At 41.3% G+C, this 17,340-nt stretch carries 19 protein-coding genes, 2 tRNA genes and 1 rRNA gene; 16 read left to right on the top strand and 6 right to left on the bottom strand.

All coding sequences use genetic code 11. The annotated features are described in order from the left end of the window. The first annotated feature begins 285 nt into the window (after positions 1-285). The 4 genes from ABX891_RS01425 (at position 286) to ABX891_RS01410 (ending at position 1,623) form a co-directional block, all read left to right on the top strand. Positions 286-498, top strand: a complete 213-nt coding sequence (locus ABX891_RS01425) for an EF-hand domain-containing protein (RefSeq protein WP_024604775.1) — start codon at positions 286-288, stop codon at positions 496-498. A gap of 68 nt (positions 499-566) precedes the next feature. After that, complete coding sequence (locus ABX891_RS01420; protein ID WP_024604776.1) at positions 567-779, top strand: EF-hand domain-containing protein; 213 nt, start codon at positions 567-569, stop codon at positions 777-779. Between the two features lie 138 nt (positions 780-917). Then, the gene (locus tag ABX891_RS01415; protein ID WP_024604777.1) at positions 918-1,130 is read left to right on the top strand and encodes an EF-hand domain-containing protein; all 213 of its coding nucleotides are present in this window, start codon (positions 918-920) and stop codon (positions 1,128-1,130) included. Positions 1,131-1,407: 277 nt separating this feature from the next. Beyond that, positions 1,408-1,623, top strand: coding sequence for an EF-hand domain-containing protein (locus ABX891_RS01410; RefSeq protein WP_024597191.1), 216 nt, complete (start codon positions 1,408-1,410; stop codon positions 1,621-1,623). A 67-nt stretch (positions 1,624-1,690) separates the two neighbouring features. On the opposite strand, the gene trkA is transcribed toward ABX891_RS01410, so the two are convergent. The 4 genes from trkA to def form a co-directional block, all read right to left on the bottom strand. Beyond that, the gene (gene trkA / locus ABX891_RS01405; RefSeq protein WP_004335170.1) at positions 1,691-3,067 is read right to left on the bottom strand and encodes a Trk system potassium transporter TrkA; all 1,377 of its coding nucleotides are present in this window, start codon (positions 3,065-3,067) and stop codon (positions 1,691-1,693) included. 86 nt (positions 3,068-3,153) lie between these two features. After that, positions 3,154-4,449 carry a 16S rRNA (cytosine(967)-C(5))-methyltransferase RsmB gene (gene rsmB, locus ABX891_RS01400; protein WP_004335167.1) on the bottom strand — a complete coding sequence of 432 codons (1,296 nt, stop codon included), beginning with the start codon at positions 4,447-4,449 and terminating at the stop codon, positions 3,154-3,156. Continuing rightward, complete coding sequence (gene fmt / locus ABX891_RS01395; protein WP_024604778.1) at positions 4,442-5,395, bottom strand: methionyl-tRNA formyltransferase; 954 nt, start codon at positions 5,393-5,395, stop codon at positions 4,442-4,444. The genes rsmB and fmt overlap by 8 nt, the downstream gene beginning before the upstream one ends. A 21-nt stretch (positions 5,396-5,416) precedes the next feature. Continuing rightward, complete coding sequence (gene def / locus ABX891_RS01390; protein ID WP_309167890.1) at positions 5,417-5,923, bottom strand: peptide deformylase; 507 nt, start codon at positions 5,921-5,923, stop codon at positions 5,417-5,419. A gap of 118 nt (positions 5,924-6,041) precedes the next feature. Here def and ABX891_RS01385 point away from each other — a divergent pair, with 118 nt between their 5' ends. From ABX891_RS01385 to ABX891_RS01355, 7 genes are all read left to right on the top strand, one after another. Further along, the gene (locus tag ABX891_RS01385; protein WP_309167891.1) at positions 6,042-7,160 is read left to right on the top strand and encodes a LysM peptidoglycan-binding domain-containing protein; all 1,119 of its coding nucleotides are present in this window, start codon (positions 6,042-6,044) and stop codon (positions 7,158-7,160) included. Positions 7,161-7,191: 31 nt separating this feature from the next. Further along, positions 7,192-8,283, top strand: coding sequence for a DNA-processing protein DprA (gene dprA, locus ABX891_RS01380; protein WP_033040315.1), 1,092 nt, complete (start codon positions 7,192-7,194; stop codon positions 8,281-8,283). A 1-nt stretch (position 8,284) separates the two neighbouring features. Further along, positions 8,285-8,758 carry a DUF494 family protein gene (locus tag ABX891_RS01375; RefSeq protein WP_309167892.1) on the top strand — a complete coding sequence of 158 codons (474 nt, stop codon included), beginning with the start codon at positions 8,285-8,287 and terminating at the stop codon, positions 8,756-8,758. A 114-nt stretch (positions 8,759-8,872) separates the two neighbouring features. Next, positions 8,873-9,448, top strand: a complete 576-nt coding sequence (locus ABX891_RS01370) for a DNA topoisomerase family protein (RefSeq protein WP_004335155.1) — start codon at positions 8,873-8,875, stop codon at positions 9,446-9,448. Between the two features lie 25 nt (positions 9,449-9,473). After that, a complete protein-coding gene (gene tsaC / locus ABX891_RS01365; protein ID WP_004335153.1) occupies positions 9,474-10,037 on the top strand; it encodes an L-threonylcarbamoyladenylate synthase type 1 TsaC in 564 nt (187 codons plus the stop codon). Position 10,038: 1 nt separating this feature from the next. Beyond that, the gene (hemF, locus tag ABX891_RS01360; protein WP_024591292.1) at positions 10,039-10,989 is read left to right on the top strand and encodes an oxygen-dependent coproporphyrinogen oxidase; all 951 of its coding nucleotides are present in this window, start codon (positions 10,039-10,041) and stop codon (positions 10,987-10,989) included. Positions 10,990-11,125: 136 nt separating this feature from the next. Beyond that, complete coding sequence (locus ABX891_RS01355; RefSeq protein ID WP_024598303.1) at positions 11,126-12,499, top strand: IS4 family transposase; 1,374 nt, start codon at positions 11,126-11,128, stop codon at positions 12,497-12,499. Between the two features lie 49 nt (positions 12,500-12,548). Here the strand turns inward: ABX891_RS01355 and ABX891_RS01350 are convergent, their stop codons facing one another. Further along, the gene (locus ABX891_RS01350) at positions 12,549-12,986 is read right to left on the bottom strand and encodes a group II truncated hemoglobin (RefSeq protein ID WP_004335148.1); all 438 of its coding nucleotides are present in this window, start codon (positions 12,984-12,986) and stop codon (positions 12,549-12,551) included. Between the two features lie 54 nt (positions 12,987-13,040). Here ABX891_RS01350 and aroE point away from each other — a divergent pair, with 54 nt between their 5' ends. Further along, entirely contained in the window at positions 13,041-13,865 is an 825-nt protein-coding gene (gene aroE / locus ABX891_RS01345; protein WP_024604902.1) for a shikimate dehydrogenase, read from the top strand. Continuing rightward, positions 13,862-14,116 (top strand): DUF1488 family protein, encoded by a 255-nt coding sequence (locus ABX891_RS01340; protein ID WP_004335144.1) that lies wholly within the window; start codon positions 13,862-13,864, stop codon positions 14,114-14,116. Before aroE ends, ABX891_RS01340 begins: the two co-directional genes overlap by 4 nt. On the opposite strand, the gene ABX891_RS01335 is transcribed toward ABX891_RS01340, so the two are convergent. Next, entirely contained in the window at positions 14,108-14,653 is a 546-nt protein-coding gene (locus tag ABX891_RS01335) for a gamma carbonic anhydrase family protein (protein WP_309167893.1), read from the bottom strand. The genes ABX891_RS01340 and ABX891_RS01335 overlap by 9 nt on opposite strands. Positions 14,654-15,255: 602 nt before the next feature. Between ABX891_RS01335 and ABX891_RS01330 the strand changes: the two genes are divergently transcribed. The 3 genes from ABX891_RS01330 to ABX891_RS01320 all read left to right on the top strand — a co-directional run bounded on the left by ABX891_RS01330 (position 15,256) and on the right by ABX891_RS01320 (position 17,070). Then, a 16S ribosomal RNA gene (locus ABX891_RS01330) occupies positions 15,256-16,791 on the top strand. A 76-nt stretch (positions 16,792-16,867) separates the two neighbouring features. Further along, positions 16,868-16,944, top strand: a tRNA-Ile gene (locus tag ABX891_RS01325). Positions 16,945-16,994: 50 nt separating this feature from the next. Continuing rightward, positions 16,995-17,070 (top strand) — tRNA-Ala (locus tag ABX891_RS01320). The last annotated feature ends 270 nt before the right edge of the window (positions 17,071-17,340 follow it).

The following is a 17,340-nucleotide window of genomic DNA, read 5'->3' as shown; positions in this document are numbered from 1 at the left end:
AAATCCCCTTCTTTAATTTCCATACATTTAAAAATGTATCTTTTTATCTAAACATAACTATATGTTTTTAATAGTTTTAATGTATCCACTCTGAAGTGCGTTGCTAAAAGGCAACAGTAATTACTTTAAAAATCCCTTCTTTTTATGAATTTTACATTTAACTATCTGAAATTTAATAGCTTTTAAATGTTGGCATCTAATTTGTTATACCCTAGGTGTACTGAACGAAATCGTGATTCAAAGTGAAATACTTAATCGCACACATAAATTTGAAGGATACATATTATGAAAAGCATTAATAAAACTTTAGCACTTATCGCTATTGCATCTTCTTCAGCCGCTTTTGCTGCAACAGACTTTGACACACTTGATGTGGATGGCAGTGGCACTATTAGCCAAGCAGAAGCATCAGTAGACGCAAAATTAATGAGCATGTTCTCTGAACTTGATACAGACCAAGACGGCGAACTATCTAAAGAAGAGTTTTCACAAGTATAAGCTTAAAACTCTGGGGCGCTACGCTACTAAGAGCCCCACATTACTCATAAAATTGAAGGATACACGTTATGAAAACATTAAATAAAGCATTAGCACTTGTGGCACTAGCATCTTCTTCAGCCGCGTTTGCAGCAACAGATTTCGATACATTAGATGTAGATGGCAGTGGCACAATTAGCCAAGCAGAGGCATCAGTAGATGCAAAGCTAATGAGTATGTTCTCAGAACTTGATACTGACCAAAATGGTGAGTTATCAAAAGAAGAATTTTCAGAAGCTTAATTTAAAGTATTTATCCTGAGTTGCCAAAGACAACCTAAGTAGGCAAGGGAGCTTACGAAAGAGGATAACAAGGAAGTGAAAAATTACGTTTTAAGTTAAACGAAGCAATTTTTTGATAGAACATTGAAGGATTAAGTTATGAAAAATTTAAATAAAGCATTAGCACTTATAGCACTAGCGTCTTCTTCTGCTGCATTTGCAGCATCAGGTTTTGATAGCCTTGATATTGATGGTAGCGGCACAATTAGCCCAAGCGAAGCGGCAGTTGATACAGATTTAATGGCCGAGTTTATTGAGCTAGATACCGACGGTAGCGGCGAGCTTTCTAAAGAAGAGTTTGCTAATTACTAATTAACCTGAACTCTGGATAATAAATCTATCTCTAGCAGCTATTTTCAGCGCTAACTGCGTTGAATTTACTTGCAATAGGCCCGCTATTGACGCGTAAATTCGCCTTGTTTTCACTGAAAATCTCTGGCTAGAGAAAATAAATTTAAATATCACCATGATTCAATACGTTAGTAAATCTCTTAACCAGAGTACAGGTTAACTAACCTTTTTCAGATTAAACATTTTTCACAGTCAGGGATCTTTGAAAAGGACTTCCCATATTACTAGGAATATTATTATGAAAACATTCAATACAACACTTGCAGTTATCGTTTTAGCATCTTCATCAGCAGCATATGCAGCAGTGGACTTTGCCTCTTTTGATGCAGATGGCGACGGTGCGATTACAATGGAAGAAGCAAAGGTTAACCCTCAGCTTGTAAAGATTTTTGATGATTTAGATACTGATGGAAATGGTGAAATCTCTAAAGAAGAGTTTTCAAAGGTACAGTAATCAATATTCGAAGATACTCCACTAAAGCCGCCTTAGTCAGCGGCTTTTTTGCGTTTACGCCAAATAATTATAAGAATATAGCACTTACCTGGAATAGCTTTTCTACAACGGTAATGTGTTTTTTGTCGATTAGAAACATAATGACATGATCGCCCGACATAATAATTGTATCATCGTGGGCTATCAGTACATCGTCGTTACGTACTATTGCGCCAATAGTAGTACCCGCAGGGAGTTTAATGTCGGCAATAGCACGGCCAACCACTTTTGAAGTGTTTTCATCGCCATGAGCAACGGCTTCAATTGCTTCTGCTGCACCTTTGCGTAATGAGTACACATTAACAATATCACCACGGCGTACGTGCGTTAATAACGCTGATATTGTTGCTTGTTGTGGGGATATGGCAATATCTATTTCGCCGCCTTGTACCAAATCAACGTAAGCACCACGCTGGATAAGCACCATGGTTTTTTGTGCGCCCATACGTTTTGCAAGCATGGCTGACATAATGTTTGCTTCATCGTCATTGGTTACGGCAATAAACACATCTACTTGTTCAATATGCTCTTCTGAGAGCAGTTCTTGATCAGATGCGTCACCACAAAAAACAACCGTGTTATCGAGCATTTCTGAGAGTTGCTCGGCACGTTCTTTACTGCGTTCAATTAGTTTAACGGTGTGGTTTTTTTCAAGAGAGCGGGCAAGGCCTGCCCCAATGTTACCGCCACCAGCTATCATAATTTTTTTGTAAGAACGTTCAAGTTTTTGTAGCTCGTTCATTACTGCGCGTATGTGTTTTGTAGCGGCAATAAAGAATACTTCGTCATCTGCTTCAATAACAGTGGTACCCAATGGTTTTATTGCTTTACCTTGACGATAAATAGCGGCAACACGAGTCTCTACATTAGGGATGTGTTCTTTAAGTGCAGATAACGCATAACCTACAAGTAAACCGCCATAGTAAGCTTTTACGGCTACTAACGAGAGCATGCCATCAGCAAACTGCAATACTTGCAGAGCACCAGGGTAGTCAATTAAACGGCGAATATACTTAGTGACCAGTGCTTCGGGAGCAATGTAATGATCGATTGGTAAATCATCGTTTTGAAATAGTTTTTCGCGGTATTTTAAATATTGCTCTGAGCGAATGCGGGCAATTTTAGTGGGCGTTTTAAAAATACTGTACGCCACTTGGCATGCAACCATGTTCACTTCATCTGAACTGGTTACCGCAATAATCATATCGGCATCTTCAGCACCTGCACGGCGTAATACATCAGGATGCGCGCTGTGGCCCATAACCCCTTGTAAGTCGTACTTATCTTGAAGTTCACGTAATCGGTTACCGTCTATATCAACAACGGTAATTTCGTTTTGTTCGCCAACTAAGTTTTCAGCAAGCGTAGCACCAACTTGCCCGGCACCGAGTATAATTATTTTCATTATTTACCCGTGGTATTGATCATAATTTAATTAAAAAAATAGCCATTTAATGTTTCATAAATGGCTAACTATTTAGTGTACGGCTATTAGGCTTTTTTAACTAGCTTAGCGTAATAAAATCCATCACTTTCACCGGGCAGTAACTGCAAACCTGGCGTTGTTACGGTATCGTTTTCGTGTAGAGGTATATGTTCTACATCATCATTATTAGCTAAAAACTTAGCAACTTGCTGTTGGTTTTCTTGTGGAAGAACCGAACACGTAGCATATACCAATGTGCCACCTGGTTTTAACAGTGGCCAAATGCTATCAAGAATATCGCTTTGTAACTTAGCTAAGTCTTCGATGTCTGATGCGCGACGTAACCATTTTATGTCAGGGTGACGGCGAATTACACCAGTGGCCGAACAAGGCACATCAAGTAAAATACGATCAAATAATTTTTCATCCCACCATGTATGTGGTTGTGATGCGTCGCCACATTGTAGGTCTGCACCTAAGCCAATGCGAGTTAAGTTTTGCTTAACACGTTCAAGGCGAGTTGAGTCGCTATCAAGTGCAAGTACATCTGCATCAGCAAGCTCTAAAATATGACATGTTTTACCGCCAGGTGCTGCGCAGGCATCCAAAATATAGTCATCTGCTTTAGGTTCTAAAAAGCGGGCTGCTAACTGTGCTGCAGCATCTTGTACTGAACATGCACCTGTATCAAACTCAGGCAACGAAAATACATCACGTGGTTTGGCAAGTTTAATCCCATCAATAAAATCAGGGTTTAAGGTGTGTTCAATATCGTTAGCGCTAAGCATGTCGCTGTATTCTTGCGTGCTAAATTGGGCTTGATTGACACGAAGCCACATTGGCGCTTGTTGCTGGTTTTCTTCAAGTAGTGCTTCCCAGCTATCTGGGTAGGCTGTTTGCACCTGTTTAATAAACCAATTTGGATGGTTGTATAAACATACCGGAATAAGCTTCGCTTTTTCTTCAAGCTCAGCTTGTTGACGCTGAAAGCTACGTAAAATGGCGTTTATCAGCCCTTTTAATCCTAAAGCGCGTAGTTGAGCCAGTGCGTTAACCGTTTCTGAAATGGCAGCATGAGGTGGTACGCGCATATGCTGCAGTTGATAAATACCTACGTATAATAAAAACTGAAATATTCTACGTTTACCTTTTAATGGCTGCTCTACTAAGTGTTGGCAGTAATTTTCAAGGCTCGGTAAGTAGCGTAAAACGCCATAACAAATTTGCTGTAGCAACGCTTTATCTTTAGGCGGCAAGCCTTGGCTTGCAAATGGAAGTTCTTGATTAAGCGATGCGCCTTTATCAACTACGTTATATAAAGTTTCAGCGGCAAGCGCTCGTACGTTTGGAACATTACTCATTGTTTTCGCCTAATATTGTGCCAGGAGTAACCCAGTCACTACGACCATTTAAAAAGTCGTTAATTGCCATTGGTTTTTTACCTTGCGGCTGTAATTGCGTAATACATAAAGCGTGTTCGCCACACGCCACTACTACGCCATTTTTGTCGCTTGATAAAATTTGCCCAGGATCACCTGATTGCAGCATAACCTGCGCTTGATGAATCTTTACTGTTTGCCCACCCATTTGGGTAAAGCACATTGGCCACGGGTTAAAAGAGCGAATGTTTCGCTCGATTTGAAGCGCACTCATGGACCAGTCGATATCAGCTTCTTCTTTAGAAAGCTTTTTAGCGTAGTTAGCAAGTTCATCGTTTTGAGGTTCAGGGGTGATCTCACCATTAGCTAATTTATTAATGGTTTCAATTAACGCATCTGGACCTAGCTCAGCAAGCTTTGTATATAAGCTTGCGCTAGTTTCTGTTGTGCTAATAGGGCAGCGGCTTATATGTAGCATATCGCCGGTATCTAGCCCTTCATCCATTTGCATTATTGTTACGCCGGTTTGTTCATCACCTGCCCAAATTGCGCGTTGAATAGGTGCAGCACCGCGCCAGCGCGGTAATATAGAGCCATGCACATTTAAACAACCTAAACGTGGCGCTTCTAAAATAGCTTTAGGTAAAATTAAGCCATATGCTACAACAATCATAATGTCGGCATTTAAGCTTGTTAGCTCAGCTAGTGCTTCATCATTTTTTAATGACTGTGGCTGAAAAACCGGTAAGTTGTGCTCAAGCGCTAGCTCTTTCACTTCACTGGCTTTTAATTTTTTACCACGACCTGCAGGGCGATCTGGCTGGCTATATACACCCACTATTTTGTGTTCGCTTTGTATCAGCGCTTGTAAATGACGTGCGGCAAAGTCTGGCGTACCGGCAAATATAATGCGTAATGGTTGAGTCACTGAGTTTTCCTAAGGTGCTTATTACTGTTCTGCAAACTTGGCTTCTTTTTCAAGCTTTTTACGAATACGTTGGCGTTTTAATGGAGATAAGTAATCAATGAATAGCTTACCTTGAAGGTGATCTAGTTCATGTTGAATACAAATAGCCAATAATTCATCTGCATCTAGTACAAATTCTTCACCGTTTTCGTTAAGTGCAGCGACTGTTACTGTTTCTGCGCGATCTACTTTTGCATACGAGTTAGGTACTGATAAACAGCCTTCTTCGCTAACGGTAAAGCCGTCTTTTTTAATGATTTGTGGATTAATTAATACCAGTGGCTCATTGCGCTCTTCTGATACATCAATAACAACGATTCGTTGATGAATATCTACTTGCGTGGCCGCAAGACCAATGCCATTTTCATCGTACATTGTCTCTAGCATGTCTTTTACAATTTGGCGTACTGTGTCGTCAACTTGTACAACATCTTTTGCTACGGTACGTAAACGTTCATCTGGAAATCTTAAAACTTCTAACCTAGCCATAGTTACCTTTTTCACTTGTGCTTAATTTAGGGTATTGTATGCTCTTATTTTAGCCATTCGCGTTCACCTTTAACAGGTTTTGGGCAATAATAATGAAAAAACAATACAAGGAAGCTCGATGAAATCTCCATTACTTGCAATCATGCTTACGTTAAGCGCCGCGTTTCCCGCAGTTGCTGATGTACTTAAAATAAAAAAAGACGCACCAAAACAGTATGTTGTAAAAAAAGGCGATACACTTTGGGATATTTCTGGCATCTATTTAGATGAGCCTTGGCTATGGCCTGAACTTTGGCAAATGAATCCACAAATTGACAACCCACACCTAATTTACCCCGGTGATGCATTAGCGTTGATATACGATGCTGATGGAAACCCACGTTTAGTGATCAATAAAGGATATAGAAAGCTATCTCCTCAGGGTCGTATTACACCAAAAGGGCGTAATGCTATTACTACTTTGCCGCTTGAAATGATCAAACCTTATATCAGTTACGAGCAAGCAATGAACAGTGATGATATTAAAGGTAAGCCTTATATTTTAGGTGCTAACGAAAATACTAAAACACAAACGTTAGGCCACATTTTATATGCCAAAGGCGACTTACAAGTACATAAAGCATATGCCATTTATCATAAAGGTGACCTTTACACAGACTTAACCGGTGAAGTGTTAGCAACGCGTGCATCTTATGTGGGTATAGCACGTGCTTTTAGAGCGGGCGATGAGAAAAATGGCGTGCCTTCGTCATTACGTGTTGAGTCTGTTAAACGAGAAATTCAGCAAGGTGATTTTTTAATGCCGGCAATGGAAGGCCAAATGCTCCCTGCGTACTTTGATATACACCGTCCTTTAGAACCTGTAACAGGTAATATTATTGCTTCACCACGTGAAGTTAGAGAATTCAGCACAATGGATGTTGTGGTGCTAAACTTAGGCAGTGAACAAAATATAGAAGCGGGTCATGTATTAGATCTAGAACGTCAATCGCCAACGGTTATCGATGGTCCTCGTGGCCCTCGTTATCCAGAAGATTCTAGTAAATATGAGAAGCTTTTATCTGATGTGAGCCAATTATTTGGTGATGAGTCTGACGAACAAAACACAACGTGGACCATGCCTAAAGAAAAAGTTGGTGAGCTAATTGTCTTTAAAGTGTATGACAAAGTAAGTTATGCATTAATAACTAAAAACCAGCACCCAATTCGCATTGGAGATATTGCAGTTATTCATTAAGAAGTAGCGAGTCGGTGCTCTAGGAGAGAGCATGGATCAGTCATCTGGCAAGCTAGCCCACTGGCTTGCCTTTTATATGTGTAAAGGGTTGGGTATAAAAACCCTTTTAGCACTATCTACAAACTATTCCCTTGGGTCGTTATTCGACTTATCCCATGACAAGCTTTTACAGCTTGGGTTAACCGCTAATCAAGCGAGTAATTTACTCAACACTAATTGGCAACAAGTCAGTCATTATGAGCAATTAATAGCGCTGAACAACATTACTGTTGTCTGTATTTTTGATGCGCTTTACCCAGAAGATCTCCGGCAGATTGCCAGTGCGCCTTTATTACTCTTTTGCAGGGGAGATGTCTCGTTATTATCAACTCCACAGATTGCAATTGTTGGCAGCCGTAATGCTACACCTACCGGGCTTGAAATAGCCTCAGAATTTGCATACGAGTTAACTTTGGCGGGTATTACAGTTACTTCAGGCATGGCGCGGGGAATAGATGGTGCAGCACACAAAGGTTCTCTTGCTGGTACAGGTAAAACCATAGCTGTGCTTGGTACTGGGGTTGATATTTACTACCCCAAACGCCATAAACTATTAACAGACCAAGTTTTAGAAAGCGGCCTGCTGGTGAGTGAGTTTTTACCAGGCACAGCTGCTCATGCGCACAACTTTCCGCGCCGTAATCGTATTATTTCTGGGTTATCGTTAGGAGTACTTATTGTTGAGGCTGAAATTAAAAGTGGTTCGTTAATTACAGTACGCTATGCGCTTGAACAAAATAAAGAGGTATTTGCAGTACCGGGTTCTATTAAAAACCCGTTAGCGCAGGCAAGTCACTTTTTAATAAAGCAAGGTGCTAAGCTGGTAGAAAACGTGGCTGACATTCTTGATGAGGTGAGTTTTACTTACGACAATAATGTATGTAATAAAGAGCAGCCGATTCAAGCCAATTCTCAATGTGAGGTTTTAAATAGTATTGGCTTTGAAGTAACCAGTGTAGATGACATTGTGCGTCGTGCGCAGTGGCCAATAGATAAAGTACTCAGTAGGTTGCTCGATTTAGAATTAGACGATCAGATTGAGCGAGTGTTAGATGGTTACATCAAGTTAAGCGCAGGAAGGTAATATGTTTGATATTCTTTTGTATCTTTTTGAAAATTACATTCATAGCGAAGCGGATATATTTGCAGAGCAAAATGAGTTAAGCGATGAGCTACTGCGTGCGGGCTTTAATAAGCCTGAGATATTTAAAGCTCTTGATTGGTTAGAGCAACTAGCCGATTTACAACACAGCGATGAGTCTCCTTATCTTATTGCTAACCCTAAAGATGCTGTGCGTATATTTACCGATAGTGAATGCCAAAGGCTCAGCGCTGAGTGTCGTGGCTTTTTAATGTTTATTGAACAAATAGGCGTAATTAACAATGTAACACGTGAAATGGTAATGGACTGTTTAGCCTCTCTCGATAAACCAACTATAAGCCTAGAAGACTTAAAGTGGATTGTACTTATGATCTTGTTTAACGTTCCTGGCTCTGAAGAGGCATATGAGCAAATGGAAGATTTGATTTTTGATGAACCCAGCGAACTTCTTCATTAGAGATAATTATCTTAATTGTACTCAAATTACTTAAAAGGATAAGCACGGCATTACTTGTATCTTTAAGTGGTTTGGGTATATTAGGCGAAAATTCACCAACCTATTAGGATCACCATGAGTAAAATCGACCATTCGCTTTTCTCGGCGAACAAGCACGCCCTCGAAAAAGAATACGAGATATGCCCACAGTGTGGTTCAGAGTTAGTGATCCGCAATAGTAAATCAGGCCCTTTTCTAGGATGCGCAAGTTATCCCAAATGCGACTTTATTAGGCCGCTGGCACATCACGACAGTAACGAAATCAAAATATTAGAAGATTCAGCATGTCCTGAGTGTAGCAAACCGCTGGTGGTTAAAAATGGCCGCTATGGTATGTTTATTGGGTGTACGGGTTATCCAGAGTGTCATTACATTGCTAACGAAAATGAAGAAAAGCAAAGCGAAGATACTTTGCCTAGTTGCCCTAAATGCAAAAAAGGTCATTTAGTCGCGCGCAGTAATAAGTTTGGTAAAGTATTTTATTCTTGTGATTGTTATCCAAGCTGTAAATACACGCTTAATAATAAACCGGTTGAACATCCGTGTCCTGAATGTGACTGGCCTATCGTCATAGAAAGAAATATGGCAAACGGCATATTATTGCAATGCCCACAAAAAAGCTGCATGCATAAGCTCACCCCAACTGAATAACGTTTAATTATATCTGGAGACTACTTTGTCAGACCTTTCAAATACGCCCACTGCAATAACATGCTTAACGCAAGGCGAAGTTATTTTATACCCAACAGAAGCTGTATATGGTTTAGGTTGTGATCCAGATAATCAACAAGCCGTTGAAGCACTATTAGCTATTAAGCAGCGCCCGGTTGAAAAAGGGCTTATTTTAATCGCTGATAACTACGGACAATTATTAAAATACGTAGATGATGCAAAAATACCAATGGATAAACGCGCTGATATTTTTTCGAGTTGGCCTGCTGCAATTACATGGGTGATGCCTGCATCTAAAAATACGCCTAAATGGCTCACAGGGCAGTTTGATACCATTGCAGTAAGAGTAACAAACCATCCAACAGTAAAGCGTTTATGCCAAGAGTTTGGTAAGCCATTAGTATCAACCAGTGCAAACTTAACCGGCCAAGAAACGGTAATTAGTATTGAGCAAGCCAAAGCGCAATTTGCAGAACAAGTTGGCTTTTACGTTGACGAGCCGTTAGGTGGTAATACTCAACCAAGCACAATAAAAGACGCCATGACTGGCAAAATATTTAGAGGTTAATATGCAAAGCGAATTATTAGATCAAGTAAAAGCCTACTTTATGGCTTTGCAAGACACTATTTGCCAAGGTTTGGAGGCTGCAGATGGCAGTGCTAAATTTATAGAAGATAACTGGCAGCGAGCAGAAGGTGGTGGTGGTCGTACACGTGTAACCACAAATGGCACTGTAATAGAGCAAGGCGGAGTTAATTACTCACACGTATTTGGCGCTTCAATGCCAGGCTCTGCAACAGCACATAGACCAGAGCTTGCAGGGCGCAGCTTTCATGCATGTGGTGTGTCGTTAGTTATTCATCCTAAAAACCCTCATGTACCAACAAGTCATGCCAATGTGCGCTTTTTTATAGCCGAAAAAGAAGGCGAAGAGCCAATATGGTGGTTTGGTGGCGGGTTTGATCTCACTCCTTTTTACCCAGTATTAGAAGACGTACAGCATTGGCATCAAGTTGCTCACGACATTTGTGCGCCATTTGGTAGTGAAGTTTATCCAAAATATAAAACATGGTGCGACGAGTATTTTTATTTAAAGCACAGAGACGAGACGCGCGGAGTAGGCGGTTTGTTTTTTGACGATTTAAACGAACTTGGTTTTGAAAAGAGTTTTGCGTTTATGCAATCGGTGGGTAATGGATTTTTAGATGCCTATTTACCAATTATAGAACGTCGCAAAAATGATGAATACACAGAACAACAACGTGATTTTCAGCTTTATCGTCGCGGACGTTATGTAGAGTTTAATTTAGTATGGGATAGAGGCACTTTATTTGGATTACAAAGTGGCGGGCGCACTGAGTCTATATTAATGTCTATGCCACCACTTGCACGCTGGGAATATAACTATAAACCAGAGCCAAGTAGCCCAGAAGCTAACCTATATCAGTATTACTTACGCCCGCAAGAGTGGTTAACGAGTCAACCAAGTGAGCTGATAGCCAGAGAGTGGCAATTATAAAAATTAAACAATAATCAAAAAGGCGCTAATTAGCTGTCTCTTATACACAAATTCCTGCTAAGAAATTAGCGGGGATTTTTTTGAACTAAATCTCAATGTCATGATCAGATCTTCAAATCTTGTTTGAGGGCACATTATGATTAACGAACATACTCATTGGGCAAAACAACAATTCGGTAAATCGGACTTAGGTGATCCAAGAAGAACAGCGCGTCTGGTAAAGTTAGCATCAACGCTTGCAAATGAACCAGGAAAACCACTTGTGAACATCACTCAATCCCCCGCCGATATGGAAGGTGCCTACCGCTTTATTCGCAACGAGAATATTGACGCAACGGCTATAGCAGAGTCAGGCTTTAAAGCCACGGTTGAACAAGCAAAAAGTCATAACTTATTGCTCGCATTAGAAGACACGACCACACTAATTTATAAGCATTCCTCCATTCGAGATGATTTGGGTCATGTCGGACGAGGAGCAAAACAACGAGGCTTGTTAGCTCATAGCGTATTACTGTTTGCGCCAGACACAAAGCAAGTTGTGGGATTAATTGAACAGTCTCGCTGGAGTCGTGATATCAACACGATTGGAAAAAGAGAAAAACACGCGACGACTTCTTACGAAGAAAAAGAAAGTTACAAGTGGGAGTCAGCGTCACGAGCGATGGCAGAGCGGCTGCAAGGACAAATGGCGAACGTGATATCGGTGTGTGACCGCGAAGCGGACATCTACGAATACTTGCAGTATAAACTGACCGAGCAGCAACGATTCGTCGTACGCTCGATGCAAAGTCGTCATATTGAAGAAGGTGAGGATAAGCTCTATGCGTTTGCAAGCGAGCTGATGAGTGCAGGCACCAAACACATCCACATTGCACAAAAAGGAGGAAGAAAAGCCCGAAGCGCAACACTGGATATCACCTATGCGCCAGTGACACTCAAAGCGCCTTACAATAAGAAAGGACACTCCCTCCCAGTTTACTATGTCGGCTGTACAGAGCGAGGAAACGCTAAGAACGGCTTAAGCTGGCACCTATTAACCAGTGAACCAGTCACCAGCAAAGAAGACGCCTTAGCTATCATCACCTACTATGAGCACCGTTGGCTTGTAGAGGAATACCATAAAGTCTGGAAAAGTGATGGTACGGATATCGAAAGTTTACGCCTTCAAAGCCAAGATAACATGGAAAGATTGGTGACGATTAATGGCTTTATTGCGACGCGAATATTGCAACTAAAGTTCACCAATGAGCAGCCTGATTCTCCAAGTTGTGAACAACTGTTATCTCCCAAAGCATGGAAGTTATTGTGGTTAAAGAGAATAAAAACACCATTGCCTGAAACTGCTCCAAATATGTCATGGGCGTATCAGGAACTGGCAAAGTTAGGAGGCTGGAAAGATACCAAGCGCACAGGGCGTGCATCTGTGAAAGTGTTATGGAAAGGATGGCTTAAGTTACAAGCCATCCTGGAAGGCTACGATTTAGCAAAATCTCTTGAGTCAGACTTGTGATCAAGAGACAGCTAATTAGCGCCTTTTTGCATTATGGCTATATATAAATTTAATGCTGATTGATCATGTGCGTTGCTAGTTGAGAGAATGATTGCTTTAAGCCTTCACGCAACAACGGATTGTCTATTTCTATATCCAGCGTTTTATTCATGCAGTACATCCACTGATCGCGCAATGCTTTATCTACAGTAAAAGGCATATGTCTTTTACGTAGCATTGGCTGGCCATGTTTTTCAGTAAATAGGTTTGGCCCGCCTAACCAACCAGATAAAAATTCAAAAAATACTTGGCGAATTCGATCTAATGGCAGAGGATGCATATCATATAACGGTTTAGCGTATTCATCTGACTCCATTATGTCGTAGAATCGATTGGAGATAGCTCGCGCCCCTTTCTCTCCACCTATTATTTCATACGGTGTTTTTTCAGGAGTAGGAGCCTGTTGCTCGGGAGCCGGCTTAGATTTAGAAAAAAGTCGTTTAATCATATTACTTATCATCGTTAATAGGCAGTGTTATAGCTGCAAAGAGGTTGCTTTAAAATGGACAAATATGCGGTTTTTGGAAATCCAATTAAACATTCAAAATCCCCCGCGATACATAAACAATTTGCTGTATCACTGGGTGAGCAAATCGACTATCGCGCAATATTAGCACCTATCGATAACTTTGAAAAAACAGTATTGTCTTTTTTTGAGCAAGGCGGTGTGGGTGCTAACGTTACAATGCCATTTAAAGAGCAAGCTTATGCAATGGCTGATGAGCTTACGCCATTAGCCAAAATAGTAGGGGCTGTTAATACATTAAAAAAACGAGATGATGACTCATTACTCGGTGATAACACCGATGGTGTGGGCTTTGTAAATGATTTACTCGCTAATGAAGTAGCCATAACTAATAAACGCATTTTAATCATAGGTGCGGGCGGTGCTGCTCGAGGGGTTATTTTACCTTTGTTAGAGCATAACCCTCAGGAAATAATAATAGTTAATCGCACAGCACAAAAAGCCAAAGAACTCGCAGAGCTGTTTACCCAATATGGACCAGTATCTGGCTTTGGTTTTGATGATTTACCAGTAAGCGATTACTCACTAATAATAAACTCTACCTCTAGCAGTATGAATAACGAACTACCAGCACTTGATAAAAAACACATAACTAACTGTGAAGTCGCTTATGACATGTTTTATTCACTGCAAAATACCATTTTTATGAATTGGGTTGCACAGCATAATATTAACGCTAAGCTTTTAGATGGCAGTGGCATGTTAGTTGGCCAAGCTGCTCAAGCATATTATGTATGGCGTAATAAAATGCCAAAAATACTTCCCGTCGTTGATGCGCTCAAACAAGGAACGCTTAAATGAATCAGGCAATACAATTTATAGATAGGCTAGAGTTTAGAGAGCCCGATCATCAGTTAGTATTTTTTGCACAAGTTAGTGGCATGCTGGTGGAGTGTGTAATAGAAGTAAATACACTTAAATTAACAGACGAAAGCCATGCAACAGAGTATTTTGAAAAGTATCGTTTTGATTATGAAGAACGTGCCGAGGAGCTTATCGAAGAAGAAAGCTATAACTCGGCAGGCCAAATTGAAGTAAGCTTATTAACTTAAGTTAGCCATTTCAGCTAAGTATTCATCTTTAAGTGATACATAGTTATCTGCAGATATTTTTAAAAAGGCAAGTTCTTGCTCCGTTAGAGGGCGGGCTTGCTTAGCTGGACTCCCTACATATAAGTAACCAGACTCTAAGCGTTTGTTTGGTGGTACTAAAGAGCCGCCACCTATAATCACATCATCTTCAACAACTACGTTATCCATAATAATAGCGCCCATACCTACAAGTATACGGTTTCCTAATATACATCCGTGCAGCATTACCTTATGACCTACAGTTACATCGTCACCTATAATAAGTGGATAACCAGCTGGATTGCTTTTAGTTGCACGAGATAAATGCAATACACTGCCATCTTGTATATTGGAGCGTTTACCAATACGTATATAGTTAACATCGCCTCGGGCGGCTACTAAAGGCCAAACACTACTATTATCACCTAAAGTAATATCACCAACCAAAACTGATGACTCATCAATATAAACAGACGAATTAAACGAAGGAGTTACACCTTTATAAGAACGGATTGCCATATTTAGTACCTTTTAGATAATAGTTATTAGCTTTGAGTGTATCAGCAAGGTTATTTTTGTACCATAAAAGGCACTGTTTGATTACAAAACTATCAGTTTTAGGGTGTTTAGTTCAGATACTGACCGAACAGTATCTTTTTTTACTTTTTCTTTAAAAAAGTACTTGCGTAAAAATCTGTTCTCCCTATAATGCGACCCCACTGAGACGGGAAAGGCCAACGCATAGCGAGGCACGAACTACTCAGAGAGTTAAATAAAACTTCGGTTTTAAATCTTCTAAAAAGAAAGTTTAAAACTAAGTGTTGACTCAAAAAATAAAGGGTGTATTATTCGCATCCCTTGAGACGCTAAAGCGACTCAAAACGTTCTTTAACAATATAAAGCAATCATCTGTGTGGGCACTCGTACAGATTGAGTTCTAACAGCCAAACTACTTCGTTCTTTATTGAGCAAGTAATGAGGCAAACAAATTAGAGTCTCAATTGAAAACTGAGTGACCAACAGAATAGTTATTTCGGTAATTATTCGGCACAGTCAATTCAATATCGAAAGATATTAAAAAATTCAGAATTCATTGAGCTGTCGAAAGACATAAAACTTTTTAATTGAAGAGTTTGATCATGGCTCAGATTGAACGCTGGCGGCAGGCCTAACACATGCAAGTCGAGCGGTAACAGAGAGTAGCTTGCTACTTTGCTGACGAGCGGCGGACGGGTGAGTAATGCTTGGGAACATGCCTTGAGGTGGGGGACAACAGTTGGAAACGACTGCTAATACCGCATAATGTCTACGGACCAAAGAGGGCTTCGGCTCTCGCCTTTAGATTGGCCCAAGTGGGATTAGCTAGTTGGTGAGGTAATGGCTCACCAAGGCGACGATCCCTAGCTGGTTTGAGAGGATGATCAGCCACACTGGGACTGAGACACGGCCCAGACTCCTACGGGAGGCAGCAGTGGGGAATATTGCACAATGGGCGCAAGCCTGATGCAGCCATGCCGCGTGTGTGAAGAAGGCCTTCGGGTTGTAAAGCACTTTCAGTCAGGAGGAAAGGTTAGTAGTTAATACCTGCTAGCTGTGACGTTACTGACAGAAGAAGCACCGGCTAACTCCGTGCCAGCAGCCGCGGTAATACGGAGGGTGCGAGCGTTAATCGGAATTACTGGGCGTAAAGCGTACGCAGGCGGTTTGTTAAGCGAGATGTGAAAGCCCCGGGCTCAACCTGGGAACTGCATTTCGAACTGGCAAACTAGAGTGTGATAGAGGGTGGTAGAATTTCAGGTGTAGCGGTGAAATGCGTAGAGATCTGAAGGAATACCGATGGCGAAGGCAGCCACCTGGGTCAACACTGACGCTCATGTACGAAAGCGTGGGGAGCAAACGGGATTAGATACCCCGGTAGTCCACGCCGTAAACGATGTCTACTAGAAGCTCGGAGCCTCGGTTCTGTTTTTCAAAGCTAACGCATTAAGTAGACCGCCTGGGGAGTACGGCCGCAAGGTTAAAACTCAAATGAATTGACGGGGGCCCGCACAAGCGGTGGAGCATGTGGTTTAATTCGATGCAACGCGAAGAACCTTACCTACACTTGACATACAGAGAACTTACCAGAGATGGTTTGGTGCCTTCGGGAACTCTGATACAGGTGCTGCATGGCTGTCGTCAGCTCGTGTTGTGAGATGTTGGGTTAAGTCCCGCAACGAGCGCAACCCCTATCCTTAGTTGCTAGCAGGTAATGCTGAGAACTCTAAGGAGACTGCCGGTGATAAACCGGAGGAAGGTGGGGACGACGTCAAGTCATCATGGCCCTTACGTGTAGGGCTACACACGTGCTACAATGGCGCATACAGAGTGCTGCGAACTCGCGAGAGTAAGCGAATCACTTAAAGTGCGTCGTAGTCCGGATTGGAGTCTGCAACTCGACTCCATGAAGTCGGAATCGCTAGTAATCGCGTATCAGAATGACGCGGTGAATACGTTCCCGGGCCTTGTACACACCGCCCGTCACACCATGGGAGTGGGTTGCTCCAGAAGTAGATAGTCTAACCCTCGGGAGGACGTTTACCACGGAGTGATTCATGACTGGGGTGAAGTCGTAACAAGGTAGCCCTAGGGGAACCTGGGGCTGGATCACCTCCTTATACGATTTAGAACTTATTTGTTCGTAGTGTCCACACAGATGATTGTTATTGTAAAGAGAACAACACTTATTGTTTTGGGTCTGTAGCTCAGCTGGTTAGAGCGCACCCCTGATAAGGGTGAGGTCGGTAGTTCAAATCTACTCAGACCCACCACTTCTTGTCTAATCAAGAAGATGGTTAAAACAGTAAGTACCAGCATATGTGGGGCTATAGCTCAGCTGGGAGAGCGCCTGCCTTGCACGCAGGAGGTCAGCAGTTCGATCCTGCTTAGCTCCACCACTTTTACTTCTTAAAAATAAATATTCTTTATCGGGCCATTAACCGCCTGAGAATGAAGTGTGTTTAATTTTGAGGAGTTTTTATTTCTCTTGCTCTTTAAAAATTTGGAAAAGCTGATAATAAAATTCTGATGAATACATTGTATTTATCAAGAGTTTTCAAAAGTAAAAAAAGAATGGTAGCAGTACCATTCAGTGCCATTTAATTAACTCTTAGGAGTTGATTGATTGGTATCTACTTTAGTATTCAATATTAACTTCTGGCGAAGTT

Origin of the sequence: Pseudoalteromonas sp. NCIMB 1079 (assembly GCF_040567695.1) — a bacterium.
GTDB classification, from domain to species: domain Bacteria; phylum Pseudomonadota; class Gammaproteobacteria; order Enterobacterales; family Alteromonadaceae; genus Pseudoalteromonas; species Pseudoalteromonas distincta.
This window is presented reverse-complemented; position numbering and strand designations above follow the sequence as displayed.